Consider the following 17282-nt stretch of genomic DNA (forward strand, 5'->3'; position numbering starts at 1 on the left):
CAGCCCACCGGCGTGGGCGCTATCCGGCCTCGACCTTCAGCGGCCCGTTGGTCTTGAGTGACTCCATGGCGACCTGGGAGGCAATGTCGTGGAGGCCCTCCATCGGGCTCACGGCCTCGGCGAGGAAGGTCGACAGCGCCCCCAGGCTTTCCACCATCACCTTGAGGAGGAAGTCGTGGCTGCCGGTCACGGTATGGCACTCGATGACCTCCTCCCGCGCCAGCAGGGCCGCCACGGCCTCGCGGGGCGCATGCATGCGCTGCTTGTCCACCGAGATGAAGATGAAGGCCGTCACCGTCAGCCCAAGGGCCGCCGGGTTCAGGCGCAGCGCATAGCCCTCGATCACCCCCTCCTGCTCGAGCCGCGCGATCCGGCGCGAGCACTGGCTGGCAGAGAGGGCCACCGCCTCGGAGAGGGCGCCGAGCGTGAGGCGGGCATCCCGCTGCAGGGCATGCAGGATCTTCATGTCGAAACGGTCGAGTGCAAGCATTTTTCTTTTTGGCAGTGTCTGTTGCAAGGATGTTGCATAACGCTGCGCCAGGGCAGTGCAGAACGCAACCCTTCCCCACCCGTCTCCGCCTAGAATGCCGGTACTCCTTCTCATGAATAGCGGCACGTCACGGAGATTCGACATGAGGGTGACCCTCGACCACGCTCGCGACCTCGACCGCCAGGACCCCCTGGCCGACTTCAAGCAGCACTTCGCCCTGCCCGAGGGCGTGCTCTACCTCGACGGCAATTCCCTGGGCGCCCAGCCCCGGGCCGCCCGTGACGCCGTGGCGGCGACCATGGACCAGTGGCGCGACGAGCTGATCAAGGGCTGGAACCAGGGCTGGTTCGATGCCCCGGAGCGCCTCGGAAACCGCCTCGCCCCGCTGCTCGGCGCCGGCGAGGGCGAGGTGGTGGTCACCGACAACATTACCCTCAACCTCTTCAAGCTGCTCGGCTACCTCGTCGGCCGGCGGAGCGACGGGCGCCGCGCGGTGCTCAGCGAGGGCGGCAACTTCCCCACCGACGGCTATATCGCCCAGGGCTTCTGCCGCTTCGGTGGCTACACGCACCGTGTCCTGCCCGAAGGCGATGACCTGGCCGCGCACCTGGACGGCGTGGCCGTGGTGGTGCTCAGCGAGGTCAACTATCGCACCGGGCGTCGCCGCGACATGGCGGCCACCACCCGCCTGGTCCACGCTCATGGCGCCGAAGTCATCTGGGACCTGGCCCATTCGGCCGGGGCCCTGCCGGTGGCGCTCAATGATAGCGGGGCGCGCTACGCGGTGGGCTGTACCTACAAGTACCTCAACGGCGGCCCGGGGGCGCCGGGCTTCCTGTATGTCCGCCGCGACTGCCAGGAGGAGGGGTGGCAGCCGCTCTCCGGCTGGCACGGCCACGCCGCGCCCTTCGCCTTCGACGCCGACTATGCGCCGGCGGCGGACATCACCCGCTTTCGCACCGGTACCCACTCGGCGCTGGCCTACAGTGCCCTGGAGGCCTCGCTGGACCTCTGGGCCGAGGTCGACATGCCGACCCTGAGGGCGAAGAGCCTGGCGCTGACCGAGCTGTTCCGCGACTGCCTGGCCGACGTGCTGGCGACTCATGGCATCGAGGACATCACCCCGGCGCTGGAGGAACGCGGCAGCCAGGTGTCGCTGATCGATGCGGCCCACGGCTATGCCATCGTCCAGGCATTGATCGCCCGTGGGGTGATCGGCGACTACCGCGAGCCGGGCCTGCTGCGCTTCGGCTTCACGCCGCTCTACCTGAGCCATGAAGACGTCTGGCACGCCGCCCGCCATTTCCGCGAGGTGCTCGAGGCTGGCGAGTACCGGGACCCGCGGTTCAGCGTCCGCGCCGCCGTGACCTGAGACACCCGGGAGCCGATACGATGACTCGCAACGCCCTGGAGCGTGACTATTCACCGAGCCGCTACGCCCGCGACTTTGCCGCCACCCTGGCCCGACAGGCGGAAGAGGGGGCCGCCCTGGTCGAAGCCCATCGGCCGGCGCGACTGCGCTATGTCGACGATCCCGCGGCCTGCACCGACCTCTTCCTGCCGGCCGGGCCGGGGCCCTGGCCGCTGATGGTGTTCATCCATGGCGGTTACTGGCAGGAGCTGGATCATGCCGCCACCAACTTCCTGGCCGCGCGCTATCTGCCCCGGGGCATGGCCTTCGCCTCGCTGGGCTATGGCCTGGCGCCGCGGGTCTCGATCGAGACCATGGCGGCGCAATGCCGCCAGGGGGTGCGGGCGGTCACTGCCCGGGTGACGGGGCTGGGGGGCGTCGACAGGCTGGTGCTCGGTGGCCACAGCGCCGGCGCCCAGCTGGCCTGTCGGGTGGCGGCCGCCGAGGCGGCCCTGCCGACGGGGCTGACGATCGACGCGCTGCAGCTGGTCAGCGGGGTCTACGACCTCACGCCCCTGGTCGACACCTACGTGAACGCGCCCCTGGGGCTCGACCCGGTCCGGGCTCGTTCGCTCAGCCCGCTGTATGACGACCTCGAGGTCCTGCCGCCCCTGGAGCTGCTGATCGCCGAGCACGATACTCCCGCCTTCCGGCGCCAGGCTCGCGACTTCCAGGCCGCGGTTCTGGCCGCCGGCGGCACGGCCCGGCTGCACGACCTGCCGGGCTGCGATCACTTCGACATCCTCGACAAGCTTGGGCCCGACCGGGAGGCATGAGCGGATCGGCTGGCACTCACACCAGCTGGCAAGATGGGAAAATGTCCAATCGGTGCCGATTATGGGGTGAACTGCCGCTAGTTCCCGGAAAGGTGACGAAGGGGCGTCGAGCCTCGCCGCTTGCCTCCGGCGGGGGCGGCTGTTTGACTGTCAGACGAATCCGTCCTGCCATCGAACGGAGTCCCGGCATGTCGCAACCGCTCACCCGTCACAACCGTCCCCGCCAGGTCCTCGACGCCATCACCGCCGCCAATGCCGGCCTCTCCGCCGAGGATCGCGCTGCCAAGTACGCCAAGCTGGCCGAGTCGCCGTACCGCTTCTTTCGTGGCACCAACCATCTCTACTGGGCCGACGTCTGGCACGACTGGCGCTTCGCCCTCTACGGGGGGCTGCCGGAGACCCAGACCTGGCTGCAGGGCGACGCCCACGCCTACAACTTTGGCGCCTACGGCCACCACGACGATGCCGTGCGCTACGGCATGGACGACTTCGACGATGCCCTGATCGGCGACTACCAGTACGACCTCTGGCGCCTGGCCATCAGCCTGGTGCTCGATGCTCGGGAGAATGCCGAGCTCTCCGGCAAGGGCACCCGCAAGGCCCTGGCCGCCCTGGTGGAGGCCTATGTCGACGAGCTCGCCGGGCATGTCCGCGGCGAGGCGCCCCTGGCCGTCACCCTGGAGACCGCCAAGGGGCCACTCGCGCCCTTCCTGGAGAAGGTGGCCGCCAAGCGCAGCCGGGCGAAGATGCTCGACAAGTGGACCACGCTCGGCGAGGACGGCAGGTGCTTCGCTGTCGAGGACCGCCCGGACAAGCTGGCCCGGCTGCCGGCCCACCAGGCCAGCCAGCTGCGCAAGGCCATCGAGGGCGAGTATCGCCAGACCCTGCGCGGCGCACGCGCCGAGGCCGAGGAGCACCACTTCCGGGTCAAGGACCTGGCGCGGCGGCTCGACGCCGGGACCGGGTCGCTGGGGCTCGAGCGCTTCTATGTGCTGATCGAGGGCGGCCGGGACCACGAGCACGACGACGTCATCCTCGACGTCAAGCAGCAGACGCCGCCGGAGGGCTGGCGGCTGATGAACGCCGCCGAGAAGCGCGCCTGGCGCCGCGCCTTCCCCCACGAGGGCGCGCGCCACGCCGCGGCCTTCAGTGCCATCGCCGAGCACCCGGACCTCTACCTGGGCTGGCTGCACCTGGGCGAGACGGTGTTCTCGGTGCGCGAGCGCTCGCCCTTCAAGGACGACTTCCCGACCCACAAGCTCGACGGCGCCAAGCCCTACCGCAAGCTGGTCCGGCAGTGGGGCCGGATCCTTGCTCGCGAGCACCTGCGCGGCGCCCGGGCGTTGCACCCGGACGACCCGGCGCGCTTCGCGCGCAGCGTCTGCGCGCGGATCGAGGGGCGGCAGGATCACTTCGTCGCCATGGTGGCGACCCTGGCGCTGAGCTATGCCGACTGCGTCGGCCAGGACTATGGCACCTTCGTGGAGGCCGAGGCGACGGTCGAGGAAGAGGTGACGACCGGCTAGCGGTAGTCGCCGCTCAGCAGCCGGCCGGCTCCCGGCACCCGGGACGTCAGGTCGAGGGCCCTGAGCATCTGGAAGACGGTACAGGTGGCGGCGGAGACCACCGGCAGTCCCAGGCTGTCCTCCACCGTCTGGATCGCCGCCAGCGAGGGCATCTGCACGCAGGCCGACAGCACCACGGCGTCGGCCTCGCGAAGGTCCAGGCGGTCCACGATGTCGACCAGGGCCATGGGGTCGCGGCGACCGACCTCCAGGTTGTCGGGGATCGCCAGGGCGATGCTGTCGACCACCCGGATGCCCTCGGCCTCGATGTAGTCCACCACCATCCGGGTCAGCGCCGGCATGTAGGGCGTGATGATGGCGACGCGCCGGGCGCCCAGCGTCGCCAGGCCCTCGGTGAGGGCGCCGGCGCTGCTGACCACCGGGGTCGGCTGGCCGTTGGCGATGGAGACCTCGTGCAGGCGCCGCTGGGAGTGTCGGTGATAACCCCGGCCACGGCTCATGATCGCCACCAGGCAGGCATAGCCCATCACGTCGACCGCGGCGTCGGAGAGCTCTCGGGCGCAGCGCTCGGACTCATCGTCCATGGCCGCGAGTTCCTCGCGGGTCACCTGCTTCATGCGCATGCGGCTGGAATGGAAGGTGAAGCGCTCCGGCGCCACCGCTTCCCGGGCGCGCAGCAGCGCCGGAATCTCGGTCTCCATGGTGGTGTTGGAGCTCGGCACGATCTGGCCGATGCGATAGGCCGTGGCAGGCATGGCGGTTCCTCGTGGTCGGCGTGATCAGGATGCGGCGTAGGTATCCCGGAACTGCTGTCGCAGCTGGTTCTTCTGTACCTTGCCCATGGTGTTGCGCGGCAGTTCGTCGACGAAGAACACCCGCTTGGGCTGCTTGTACTTGGCCAGCCGGCCCGCCAGCGAGGCGATGACCCGGGTCTCGTCGATCTGGGCGCCGAGGCGCGGCACCACCACGGCGGTCACCCCCTCGCCGAAGTCGGGATGCGGCACGCCGATCACGGCGGACTCGTCCACCTCGTCGAGCTCGTCGATGACCTGCTCGATCTCCTTGGGGTAGACGTTGTAGCCGCCGGAGATCACCAGGTCCTTGTCGCGGCCGACGATCTGCACGTAGCCGTTCTCCTCCACCCGGGCCAGGTCGCCGGTGATGAAGAAGCCGTCCTCGAGCAGTTCTTCCCGGGTCTTCTCGGGCATCCGCCAGTAGCCGATGAAGACATTGGGCCCGCGCACCTGGAGCATGCCGATCTCGCCGTCGGCAACGGGCTCGCCGGTCTCGAGGTCGGTGATGCGGATCTCGACGCCGGGCAGCGGGCGGCCCACGGTGCCGGCGATGCGCCGTCCGTGGTAGGGGTTGGAGAGGTTCATGTTGGTCTCGGTCATGCCGTAGCGCTCGAGGATGGCGTGGCCGGTGCGCTGCTCGAAGGCCTGGTGGGTCTCGGCGGTCAGCGGCGCCGAGCCGGAGACGAACAGGCGCATGTTGGCGGTCAGCTCCCTGGTCAGCCGCGCGTCCTGCAGCAGGCGCGTATAGAAGGTCGGCACCCCCATCATGGCGGTGGCACGCGGCAGCTCCTCGAAGATCACGTCGGCATCGAAGCGTGGCAGGAACAGCATGCTGGCGCCGGCCATCATCACCACGTTGCAGGCCACGAACAGGCCATGGGTATGGAAGATCGGCAGGGCATGGATCAGCCGGTCGGCTTCGCTGAAGTGCCAGCTCTCCACCAGCGCCTCGGCGTTGGAGCGCAGGTTGTCATGGGTCAGCATGGCCCCCTTGGAGCGCCCCGTGGTGCCCGAGGTATAGAGGATCGCCGCCAGGTCGCGCTCGCCGCGGGGCACGATGTCGTCGCGCGGCGTGGCCGTCTCGACCCGCGCCATCAGGCTGCCGTCGCCTCCGGTGCCGAGGCTCTCGACCGCCGGGCAGCCGCATTCCGCGGCGATCCGGCGGGCGGTGTCGAGGTCCTGGGGACGGCACACGAACAGCGCGGGCTCGGCATCGCCCAGGAAGTAGCGGATCTCCTCGCCCGTATAGCCGGTGTTGAGCGGCAGGTAGACGCCACCGATGCGCAGGCAGGCCAGGTACAGCAGCACGGTCTCGGGGCTCTTGTCGACCTGCGCGGCGACGCGATCGCCGGGGGCCACGCCCAGCGCGGTCAGGGCGCCCGCCAGGCGGGTGGTCGCCGCGAGGGCCTGGGCATAGGTATAGCCGCGCCCCTCGCGGGTGATGATGAACTCGGCATCGCCTCGGTCCTGCATGCGGTGGGCCAGGGTGTCGAAGAGGTTGTGGGTCATTTTGCAGTCTCTCCCTTGAGCAGTTTGCGGGCGCGCCGGTCGAGGTCGCGGATGCCCGAGGAGTGGGCGATGGTGCCGTCGGTGCTGTATTGCTCGTGATTGCGCTCGATGTCGTCGAGCACGTAGAGGTAGTTGACCATCAGGCCGGCGGCCTGGCGCAGGCCCTTCGCGGACACGTCGCCCAGCCAGTTGATGCGATGCAGCTCCGCGCCGTTGCCGAGGTGGAAGCGTGCCACCGGGTTGAGCGGCAGGCCGCGGTGGTTCTTCTCGCGCAGCAGGTAGTGGGCGGCCAGCGGCTTGACGACCTCCTCGAGGGTGGCGGCCCGTGCCGAGTCCCGGTGCCAGTCATCGGTCTCCAGCGCCTCGAGGGCCTGGCGGGCGTCGCCGACAAGCGGGGCGTCCTCGCCTCGGCAGATGGTCTCGAGCCACTGGCGGAAGCCGGGCACCGGCGACAGGGTGACGAAGTGGCGCAGTCCGGGCAGCTCCTGCTTGAGTTCCTGGACGACCTGCTTGATCAGGAAGTTGCCGAAGGAGATGCCGCGCAGCCCGGTCTGGCAGTTGCTGATGCCGAAGAAGGCCGCGGTATCGGCGGCATCCGAGGCCTCGACGTCGTTGTCCTGGCCGTGAAGGATCGCCTGGATCTGGTCGGGCAGGCCCTTGTTAAGGGCGACCTCGACGAAGATCAGCGGCTCGTCGCCGATCGCCGGATGGAAGAACGCGAAGCAGCGCCGGTCGCGGGCGTCCAGGCGGCGCCGCAGGTCGTTCCAGTCCTGGATCTCGTGGACCGCCTCGTAGTGGATGATGCGCTCGAGGATGGCGGCCGGGGTGTTCCAGTCGATGCGCTTGAGCACCAGGAAGCCGCGGTTGAACCAGGAGGCAAACAGGTGCGCGAAGTCGGCGTTCAGCGCTCCCAGCTCGGGATGCTCGGGCAGCAGCGGCAGCAGGTCCTCGCGCATGCGCACCAGTTCATGGGTGCCGCCGCTGGTCAGATTGAGCCGACGCAGCACTTCCTGGCGACTCGGCTCGCAGGCATCGAACAGTGCCTGCAGGGCGAGGTTGTCCCGCGAGTCCCGGTAGCGGGCATAGGCCTGGTCGATGTGTTCGGGGTCCGCGGAGAAGTCCTCGGTGAGGCGCTCGAAGAAGCGCTGCTTCTCCTGGTCGTCGAGCCTTGAGTAGAGCTCCAAGCAACGGCCGGCGAGGGTGATGCTCGACGCCTCGCCGTCGCTCTCCAGCAGTGCCCTGCAGGACTCGACCAGACGACCATGGGTAGCCGGCAGACGCTCGTCGCTACGCCGCCGACGCAAGGCATCGCGCTGGGTGATGGTGCTGAACATTTCCTGGAGGAAGCTCATGTTCATGGCGGATCGCCTCTTACGAGTGGCTCATGATCAGGTCGGGCAGCCAGGTGGCGATGCCCGGGAAGAAGCACAGCAGGACGATGCCCAGCACCATGCAAAGCGCATAGGGGAGGCTCCCCATCAGGATGTCGCGCAGCTCGATGTCCGGGGCGATGCCCTTGATGATGAAGAGGTTGAGGCCCACCGGCGGCGTGATCAGACCGATCTCCAGATTGATGGTCAGCACCACCGCGAACCAGTAGGGGTCGAAGTTGGCCGCCAGGATGATCGGCAGCAGAATCGGCGCCGTCATCACGATCACTGCCACCGGGGGCAGGAAGAAGCCGGCCACCAGCAGGAAGAGGTTGATGATCCCCATCAGCACCCAGCGGTTGACCTCGAGGTCGGCGATTGCCCCGGCCACCGTCTGGGTGATGAACAGCGATGACAGGGCGAAGGCGAAGATCTCGGCCGCGGCGATGATCAGCATGATCATCACGCTCTCGCGCAGGGCGTCGCGCATGATCAGCGTGAGCGGTTTCACCTGCCACATGCGGTAGACCAGGATCGCCAGCGCCAGGCACAGGAAGGCGCCGGCCCCGGCCGCCTCCGAGGGGGTGGCGACGCCGCCGTAGAGGGCGAACAGGATCCCGCTGACCACCACCAGGAAGGGCACCACCCGCACCAGCGCCTTGAGGTTGCCCTCGACGTTCTGCTTGACCTGGTGGGCCGCAGCCGCCAGCGGACTCGGGGTGCCATAGCCGCCGGCCAGCTTGCAGGCGAGCAGCGTCCAGGCCATGAACAGGCCGGCGAGCATCAGGCCGGGCAGGGCGCCGGCGATGAACAGACGGCCGATGGAGGTCTCGGTGGAGATGCCGTAGACGATCATGGTCACCGAGGGCGGGATCAGGATGCCCAGGGTGCCACCGGCGGCAATGCAGCCGGCGGCGACGCCGTCGGGATAGCCGCGCTTGCGCATCTCGGGAATGCCCAGCTTGCCGATCGCCGCACTGGTGGCCGGCGAGGAGCCTGACAGGGCGGCGAAGATGGAGCAGGCGCCGATGTTGGAGATCGCCAGGCCGCCGGGCATCCTGCCCAGCCACAGGTCGAGGGAGCGATAAAGGTCGCGCCCGGTGGGCGAGGAGGCCACGGCGGCGCCCATCAGGATGAACATCGGGATCGCCACGAAGCCGAAGGAGGCGATGCTGCTGAAGAAGGTCTCGCCGAAGTAGGTCAACTCGCTCATGCCGCGGTCGAGCACCAGGGCGCCGAGCGCGACACCGCCCAGGGCGAAGGCGATGGGCGTGCCGATCGCCATCAACACGAACAGGGCGAGGATGACCAGGATACCGCTGGTGACTGGATCCATAATCAGGACTCTCCGCGTAGGATTTCCGCCAGGTACTGCAGCGTGAGCAGGGTGATGCCGAGGGCCAGGGGCAGCAGGGCCGGCCACAGCGGGGGGTTCCACACCGTGCCGGTGGTCCAGCCACCGTGGTAGGCCTCGAGGAGGTAGTGCCAGCCGCCATAGGTCAGGGCGGCGCAGAAGCCCAGCCCGACCAGCGACGCGACCAGCTGCATGGCCTTGCGGGGCCAGCCGCCAATGGCATCGGGAAGGACCGTGACCGCGACATGGCCGCCGGTCATCAGCACATAGGGGGCACCGAACAGCATGGCGCCGGTGACGGAGAAGACGGCGAACTCGGTCTGCCAGATGGTGCTTTCCCCCAGCACGTAGCGCATGAAGATCATGTGGCAGACCGCCAGCACGCCCGCCAGCAACAGGGCGCCGGCGAGGACGGCGACCGCGACCGACAGGCGGTCGAGCACACGGATATAGGCGCCGATCACGCCACGGCTGGGCGCAACCGCGCGACTTGAACTGTGATCCATGGAACACCCCGGCGTCGGTGAGTGGAGGGCTGCCTCGGGCGAGGCAGCCGGGGACGGGCGCACGGGCTTACTCGACGGCCAGGGCGGCGTCGATCAGGGCCTGTCCGTTGGGGACGTTCTCGGCGAAGGTCTTGTAGGAACTCTGCTTGGCGATCTCCAGCCAGGCGTTGTAGTTCTCCTCGCTCATGGTCACCACCTCGACGCCATTCTCCTCGTAGACGTCCACCAGCTTCTGGTCGAGGGCCGCGGCCTCGCCGGCGAAGTACTCCTCGGCCTTCTGGCCCGCCTCGGTGAGGGCCTGCTGCTGCTGCTCGTTGAGCCTGTCCCAGCTCTGCTCGGAGATCAGGATCGGCTCGTACATGAACCACAGGGCGTTCTCGCCCGGGGCGGTCAGGCAGTCGACCTGCTCGTAGATGCGGTAGGAGACGAACGAGCCGGAGGAGGTATTGGCGCCGTCGAGCACGCCGGTCTGCATGGCGGTGTAGATCTCGGAGGACGGCATCGAGGCGATCGACGCGCCAGCGGTGGCCAGCATCTCGTCAAAGGCCGGACCGGCGGCGCGCATGGTCTGTCCCTCGACGGTGTCCGGGGCGGTGATGCAGCGCATGTTCGAGGCGAAGCCCCCCGCCAGCCAGGCGTCGGACAGCACCCGAGCGCCAGCGTCGTTGATCACCTGCTTGATCATGTCCATGAACTCGGAGTCGTTGAGCCGCTGGGCGCGTTCGTGGCTGCGCACCAGGCCGGGCATCAGGGTGGCCGAGAACTCCGGGTGACGGCCGCTGGCGTAGTCGAGGGGCAGTGAGGTCATGTCGAGGCGGCCGCGTACCAGCGCCGGCCACTGCTCCTTGGCCTTGAACAGCGACTGGCCGGGGTGGACCTGGATCTTCAGGCCGACGTCCGCCGCGGCGACCTCGTCGGCGATCAGCTGTACCATCTCGTCACGCACGTCGCCCTGGCCGCCAGGGAACTGGTGGGAGGCACGCAGCACGGTTTCCGCCGAGGCGGCACTGCTGAAGGCGAGGGCCAGCGATAGGGTGGCAACGGCGGATGCGATCGGGGTTTTCATGGCGTCTCCTGGACGATTGTTGTTGTGTGATATATATCAGCCAAGCTGATGTATACTTCTTATAGGCTTGACGTATACTAGTGTCAAACGCGGCGGGACTAGACCATAGTGGCAATGACCGCGGCGAATCGGCGTTCCATTGCAAGGGAGGTGGCCTGTGAACGGCGCGAAACGATCGAACGCCCAGCGACTCAAGGACTCGCTGGAGGATGACATCATCAACGGGCGGCGCCTGCCCGGCGAGCGGCTCGATCCCGAGGCCCTGGGGCGCGACTATCAGGTCTCGCGCACCCCGGTGCGCGAGGCGATCCAGCAGCTGGTGGCCAGCGGCCTGGTCACGGTGTCGCCCAAGAAGGGCACCTTCGTGGCGAAGATCGGCATCGACCAGCTGATCGAGATGTTCGAGGTCATGGCGGAGCTGGAGGGCATGTGCGGCCGCCTGGCGGCCCGGCGGATCACGGCGGGCGAGCTCGTCGAGTTGCGCGAGGCCCTGGAGCGCTGCGAGGCCGCTGCCCGGGACGGCGACCCGGACGAGTACTACTACGAGAACGAGGGGTTTCATCACGCCATCTACGCGGCGAGCCACAACGGCTTCCTGGCCGAGGAAGCCCGCCAGCTGAAGCAGCGGCTCAAGCCCTATCGTCGCATGCAGCTGCAGGTGCGCCACCGCATGGGCACCTCGCTGGACGAGCATCGGCGGATTCTTGCCGCCATCGAGGCGGGGGAGGCCGAGCAGGCCGAAGATATCCTGCGGGAGCATGTGCTGATCCAGGGCGAGCGCTTCAGCGATTTCGTGTCCAGCGTCAGGGCCCTCGAGCGGCAGGGGGCGTCCCTGGCGCCGTGAGTCGCCTGTGGCGGCGAGGGGCCGCTATGTCCCGGACGGGGCGCTTGGCCTACGCTGAGAAGTATGGCCGGCCGGAGGTTGCCATCCCGGGCACCCGCGGCGCCGGCGGCGAGGGCAGACCGCCATGCAGGACTCCTCCCTTCACCTCTTGCTGGTCGAGGACAATCCACTTCACAGCAAGCTGATCCAGCGGCTGCTCGCCGCCGATACCCAGCTCGACTGCGATGTCGAGGCCGTGGACAACCTGGCCGATGGGCTCACGCGACTGGTCAAGGGTGGCGTGGACCTGGTGCTGCTCGACCTGGTGCTGCCCGACAGCGAGGAGCTGGAGACGCTGTTCCGCGTGCGTCTGGTGGCGCCCCAGGTGCCGGTGGTGGTGCTGACCAGCCTCGACGACGTCAAGCTGGCCGCCCGGGCGGTGGAGTCCGGCGCCTATGACTACCTGGTCAAGACGCACCTCAAGGGCGTGGCTCTGGGGCGGGCGATTCGCTATACCCTGTCCCGGGCCCGGCGACGGGGCGGTGAGTGGGACTCGCCGATGTTCCGGCTGGCCCAGCAGCAGTTCCTCAAGGCCGCCCAGTACATGGGCCTGGACGACAACATTCGCCAGCGCCTGCTGTTCCCCCAGCGCACCCAGGTGGTCAGCTTTCCCTTCTTCCGTGACGATCGCTCCCAGGTGGAGACCGTCTTCGGCTACCGGGTGCAGCACTTGCTGACCATGGGCCCGACCAAGGGCGGGATCCGCTATCACGAGGACGTGGACCTCGGCGAGGTCGCTGCCCTGGCGATGTGGATGACCTGGAAGTGCGCGCTGATGAAGCTGCCCTTCGGTGGCGCCAAGGGCGGGGTGGGGGTCGACCCCACCACCCTCAGCGATCGCGAACTGCAGCGCCTGACGCGGCGCTATACCGCCGAGATCATCGAGATCATTGGCCCCGATAAGGACATCCCGGCCCCGGACATGGGCACCGACGAACGGGTGATGGCCTGGCTGATGGATACCTACAGCCAGCAGGTCGGCCACGCGGTGCCCGCGGTGGTCACCGGCAAGCCGGTGGTGCTGGGCGGCTCCCTGGGGCGCAAGGAAGCCACAGGTCGCGGCCTGGTGTACCTGATCGAGGCCTCGGCGGCGCACCTGGGCATCGAGCTTGCCGGGGCCACGGCGGTGGTGCAGGGCTTCGGCAACGTCGGCAGCCATGCGGCCATCTGCCTCGCCGATCTCGGCGTGCGCATCATCGGCGTGGGCGACGCCAGCACCAGCCTCCACGCCCCGGATGGCCTCTCGGTGGAGTCGCTGCTGGCCCACGTGGCCGAGCGCCGGGTGCTGGCGGGTTTCCCGGATGCGGAAGCGATCAGCAACGCCGAACTGCTCGAGCTGCCCTGCGATGTGCTGGTGCTGGCGGCCCTGCAGAACCAGGTGACGGTCGAGAATGCCGCCCGCCTGGGTTGCCGGCTGCTGGCCGAGGGTGCCAACGGGCCCACCACCCTCGAGGCCGATGACATCCTCGCCGACAACGAGGTCTTCGTGCTGCCGGACATCCTCGGCAATGCCGGCGGGGTGACGGTGTCCTACTTCGAGTGGGTGCAGGGCTTGCAGAACCTGATGTGGCCCCTTGAAGAGATCAACCGCCGGCAGAAGGCGATCCTGCTGGACGCCTTCGAGCGTACCCGAAGACGGGCCGAGGAGAGCCATCTCGACATGCGCACGGCGGCCCTGATCGAGGCCATTACGCGGGTCACCGAGGCCAAGCTGCTGCGCGGCGTCTTCCCGTGAACGTTCGGGTGGGGACACGATGAGCGAAAATGCCGGAGACGGCGACCGGCATGGTCTCAATGACCCGGCGGCCTTCCTGAGCCTGATCCAGGCCATCACCCGGGCGGCCAACGAGGCAATGCAGGTCGATGACGCGTTGCGCCAGGCCCTCCGGGAGGTCTGCCGGCACACTGGCTGGAAGGTCGGCCATGCCTGGTGGCTGGCCGATCCGGCCACCGGGGAGCTGGTCTCGACGCGGCTCTGGTATCCCGATGACGATCAGGCCTTCGCGGCCTTCCGGGGTGTCACCGAGGCGGCTCGCTGGGGGTCCAGCTGGGGGCTGGTCGAACGCGTCCAGAGCCGTGCTGCGCCGGTGTGGATCCGCGATGTCACCCAGGATCCCGAGTTCCAGCGCGCGCGGCAGGCCCGGGATATCGAGGTGCGGGCCGGGGCTGCCTTCCCGGTACTGGTGGGCGACGAGGTGGTCGCCGTGCTGGAATTCTTTGCCGACCGCATCATGGCGCCGGATGAGGCCCTGATGGAGGTGATGGCGCAGACCGGCACCCAGCTGGGCCGGGTGATCGAGCGTGAGCGGGCCGCTCAGGCCCTGCGCGAGAGCGAGCGCCGGCTGGCGACCCTGATGGCCAACCTGCCCGGCATGGCCTATCGCGGTCTGAACGATCGCGACTGGAGCATGGAGTTCGTCAGCGAGGGCTGCCGCGCGCTGACCGGCTATGCCCCCGAGGCGCTGATCCATGGCCAGCCGAGCTATTCCGACCTCATCCACCCCGAGGAGCGCGAAGGCCTGTGGGCGGCGGTCCAGGCCGCCCTGGCCGAGCGGCGTCCCTTCCAGGTCGAGTATCGTATCCAGACGCGGGACGGCAGCGAGAAATGGGTCTGGGAGCAGGGCTGCGGTGTCTTCGATGCTGCCGGCGAGCTCCTGGCACTGGAAGGCTTCATGAGCGATATCACCGACCAGCGCCAGAGCCGCCAGGCGCTGTCCGCCCAGGTGGCGGCGACCCAGGCCGAGCGAGCCCGGGCGGAAGCCGCCCACCACCAGCTCAGCGAGGCCCTCGAGGCGATCTCCGACGGCTTCACCCTCTACGATGCCGACGATCGCCTGGTGATCTTCAACCGCAAGTTCCGCGATGTCTTCTCGGGCTCCCCCGACATGGTCGAGCCGGGCATGCGCTACGAGGAGCTGATCCGCGCCGCGGCCGAGCACGGCATCGTCGATACCGGCGACAAGAACGTCGAGGAGTGGGTCGCCTGGCGGCTCGCCCTGCACCGCAACCCCGGGCCGCCGATCCGCATCAAACGCCATGACCGGCTGCGTCAGCGAGTCAGCGAGCGGCGCACTCGGGACGGAGGCATGGCGACCATCTATACCGACATCACCGAGCTGGAGGAACAGCGCGAGAGCCTCGAGGAGCAGGTGGCGATGACCGAGGCCGCGCAGGCCCGGGCCGAGGCGGCCCATGCCCAGCTGACCGAGGCCCTGGAGTCGATCGCCGAGGGCTTCGCGCTGTTCGATGCCGAGGACCGACTGGTGCTGTTCAATAGCCGCTTCAAGGAGCATTTCGTCACCCTGGGCGATGCGGTCCGGCCGGGCCTGCGCTTCGAGGACCTGCTGCGAGCCGTGGTCGACGGCGGCTTCACCCCGCGGGACTATTCCTCCGGGGAGGCCTTCATCCGCGAGCGCCTGGCCCGGCACCGCCATCCTGCCGGGCCCTTCCAGTTCACCCGCAGCGACGGCGTCTGCGTACAGATCAGCGAGCACCTGACCGCCGAGGGGGCCCATGTCGGGGTCTACTCGGATATCACCGAGCTGGAGCACCACCGCCAGCGGCTGGAGGAGATGGTCGCCCAGCGCACCACGGCCCTCCAGGCGACCACCGAGCAGCTGCGCGCCTCCGAGGGCGAGCTGCGCCGGGCACGGGACGAGGCGCAGCAGGCCAGCCTGGCCAAGAGCGAGTTCCTGGCCAACATGAGCCACGAGATTCGCACGCCGATGAACGGCGTGATCGGCATCGCCGAGCTGCTGGAGCGCACCGAGCTTACCGAGCAGCAGGCCGAGTACGTGGCGATCATCCAGAAGTCCGCCGACACCCTGTTGGGGCTGATCAACAACATCCTCGACTTCTCGAAGATCGAGGCGGGCCGTCTCGAGCTGGAAGCGACCGACTTCGCGCTGCGCGATACCCTCGGCGACACCCTGCAGACGCTGTCCCTGCAGGCCGACGAGAAGGGCCTGGAGCTGGCGGTGCACATCCCGCCGGAAGTGCCCGACCGGGTGCGAGGCGATCCGATGCGCCTGCGCCAGGTGGTGGTCAATCTGGTCGGCAATGCCATCAAGTTCACCGAGGCCGGCGAGATCGTGGTCGACCTGGGCATCGAATCCCTCGATGAGACACGGCTGCGCCTCGCCTTCGAGATCCTCGACACCGGGGTGGGCATTCCCGAGGTCAAGCGCCGCCAGATCTTCGAGGCCTTCAGCCAGGCCGACACCTCCACCACCCGACAGAGCGGGGGCACCGGGCTGGGCCTGTCCATTGCCGCCCAGCTGGTCGGCATGATGGGCGGGCAGATCGAGGTCGACAGCGGCCCCAAGGGGCAGGGCAGTCGTTTCATGTTCGCCCTCGATCTCGGCCTCCCCGCCCCGTATGTGGCGAGGCCCTCGCATCCCGCCGCGCTGCACGGACGGCAGGTACTGGTGGTCGACGACAATGCCACCAATCGGCGTATCCTCGAGGAGATCCTGCTCAGCTGGCACATGCGCCCCACCGTGGTGGCGAGTGGCGCCGCGGCCCTCGCCGCCCTCGAGCGGCTGGAGTCCCGCGGCGAGGCCTTCCCGCTGGCGCTGCTCGACCTGGTGATGCCCGGGATGAGCGGGCTGGAGCTGGCCGAGCGCATCCGCGAGCATCCGGCCCACGCCGGCATGCCGATCCTGATGCTGTCCTCCGGGGGACGTACCGGCGACGCCGTGCAGCGCCGCCAGCTGCGCATCGCCCGCTTGCTGCTCAAGCCGGTCAAGCAGTCGGCGCTGCTCGACGCGGTCGGCGAGGCGCTGGAGATCGGGGCCGTCCGCCGCCGGCCCGGCGTCGTGAAAGACATGCGTCTGACGGGAGGGGGACGGCGCGTCCTGCTGGTGGAGGACGGGGTCACCAATCAGCGGGTGGCGACGGACCTGCTGCACCAGCATGGCCACCGGGTCGAGCTGGCCGAGAACGGTCGCGAGGCCCTCGAGGCCGTGCGGCGTCGCGCCTTCGACGTGGTGCTGATGGATATCCACATGCCGGTGATGGATGGCCTGGCGGCCGCCCGGGCGATCCGCGAACTGGAGCGGGAGCGCGGCGGGCACGTGCCGATCGTGGCGATGACGGCGAGTGCCACCAAGGAGGATCGCGAGCGCTGCCTGGCGGCGGGCATGGATGACTTCGTGACCAAGCCCTTTCGCGCCGCCGAGCTCTATGCGGCCGTGGAAGAAGAGGCGCCACCGGGCGACGCCCCCGCCGACAGCGCGGCGCCGAGCCCGCGGGGCGCGTCGCTCCGGCTGGACTGGCAGACGGCGCTGGACAATCTCGACGGCAACCGGGCGCTGCTGGTCGAGATGGTCGACGTCTTCCTCGAGGAGTGCCCGCAGCTGCTGCAGGCGATGGAGACGGCGCTCGACGACAACGATGCCAGGGCACTGCGCCGCCACGCCCATACCCTCAAGGGGTCGGCCCGGGTAGTGGGCGGCCAGGCGGCGGGGGACGCCGCCCAGTCCCTCGAGGCATTGGCCAAGGCCGGCGAGCTGGAGCGGGCCCGGCCGGCCCTGGAGGCGCTGCGGCGGGCCGTGGTCGAGTTGGCCCCGCTGCTCGAGGCGGCACGACGAGGCTGA

The 17282-nt window shown here is 68.9% G+C and carries 13 protein-coding genes; 6 read left to right on the forward strand and 7 right to left on the reverse strand.

Annotated elements, in window-relative coordinates; translation table 11 throughout:
- Positions 1-19: 19 nt before the first annotated feature.
- Complete coding sequence (locus EKG36_RS00220) at positions 20-490, reverse strand: Lrp/AsnC family transcriptional regulator (RefSeq protein WP_185827437.1); 471 nt, start codon at positions 488-490, stop codon at positions 20-22.
- A gap of 142 nt (positions 491-632) precedes the next feature.
- Between EKG36_RS00220 and kynU the strand changes: the two genes are divergently transcribed.
- From kynU to EKG36_RS00235, 3 genes are all read left to right on the forward strand, one after another.
- Entirely contained in the window at positions 633-1862 is a 1230-nt protein-coding gene (kynU, locus tag EKG36_RS00225; protein WP_126479813.1) for a kynureninase, read from the forward strand.
- Positions 1863-1882: 20 nt separating this feature from the next.
- Entirely contained in the window at positions 1883-2677 is a 795-nt protein-coding gene (locus tag EKG36_RS00230) for an alpha/beta hydrolase (RefSeq protein ID WP_126479816.1), read from the forward strand.
- A 188-nt stretch (positions 2678-2865) separates the two neighbouring features.
- Entirely contained in the window at positions 2866-4203 is a 1338-nt protein-coding gene (locus tag EKG36_RS00235; protein ID WP_126479818.1) for a DUF2252 domain-containing protein, read from the forward strand.
- Here the strand turns inward: EKG36_RS00235 and EKG36_RS00240 are convergent.
- The 6 genes from EKG36_RS00240 to EKG36_RS00265 form a co-directional block, all read right to left on the reverse strand.
- The gene (locus EKG36_RS00240) at positions 4200-4958 is read right to left on the reverse strand and encodes a maleate cis-trans isomerase family protein (protein WP_126479820.1); all 759 of its coding nucleotides are present in this window, start codon (positions 4956-4958) and stop codon (positions 4200-4202) included. The genes EKG36_RS00235 and EKG36_RS00240 overlap by 4 nt on opposite strands.
- 24 nt (positions 4959-4982) lie before the next feature.
- Entirely contained in the window at positions 4983-6506 is a 1524-nt protein-coding gene (locus tag EKG36_RS00245; protein ID WP_126479822.1) for a malonate--CoA ligase, read from the reverse strand.
- Complete coding sequence (locus EKG36_RS00250) at positions 6503-7864, reverse strand: malonyl-CoA decarboxylase (RefSeq protein ID WP_126479824.1); 1362 nt, start codon at positions 7862-7864, stop codon at positions 6503-6505. Before EKG36_RS00250 ends, EKG36_RS00245 begins: the two co-directional genes overlap by 4 nt.
- Positions 7865-7877: 13 nt before the next feature.
- Complete coding sequence (locus tag EKG36_RS00255; protein WP_126479826.1) at positions 7878-9212, reverse strand: TRAP transporter large permease; 1335 nt, start codon at positions 9210-9212, stop codon at positions 7878-7880.
- Positions 9213-9214: 2 nt separating this feature from the next.
- Complete coding sequence (locus tag EKG36_RS00260) at positions 9215-9736, reverse strand: TRAP transporter small permease (protein WP_126479828.1); 522 nt, start codon at positions 9734-9736, stop codon at positions 9215-9217.
- Between the two features lie 67 nt (positions 9737-9803).
- Positions 9804-10802, reverse strand: coding sequence for a TRAP transporter substrate-binding protein (locus EKG36_RS00265; protein ID WP_126479830.1), 999 nt, complete (start codon positions 10800-10802; stop codon positions 9804-9806).
- A 157-nt stretch (positions 10803-10959) separates the two neighbouring features.
- Between EKG36_RS00265 and EKG36_RS00270 the strand changes: the two genes are divergently transcribed.
- The 3 genes from EKG36_RS00270 to EKG36_RS00280 all read left to right on the forward strand — a co-directional run bounded on the left by EKG36_RS00270 (position 10960) and on the right by EKG36_RS00280 (position 17282).
- Positions 10960-11646 (forward strand): GntR family transcriptional regulator, encoded by a 687-nt coding sequence (locus EKG36_RS00270; protein ID WP_126479832.1) that lies wholly within the window; start codon positions 10960-10962, stop codon positions 11644-11646.
- 124 nt (positions 11647-11770) lie between these two features.
- Complete coding sequence (locus EKG36_RS00275; RefSeq protein WP_126479834.1) at positions 11771-13420, forward strand: Glu/Leu/Phe/Val dehydrogenase dimerization domain-containing protein; 1650 nt, start codon at positions 11771-11773, stop codon at positions 13418-13420.
- A gap of 19 nt (positions 13421-13439) precedes the next feature.
- Positions 13440-17282, forward strand: coding sequence for a response regulator (locus EKG36_RS00280; protein WP_126479835.1), 3843 nt, complete (start codon positions 13440-13442; stop codon positions 17280-17282).

The sequence above is a fragment of the Halomonas nitroreducens genome, assembly GCF_003966155.1.
GTDB lineage: Bacteria > Pseudomonadota > Gammaproteobacteria > Pseudomonadales > Halomonadaceae > Halomonas > Halomonas nitroreducens.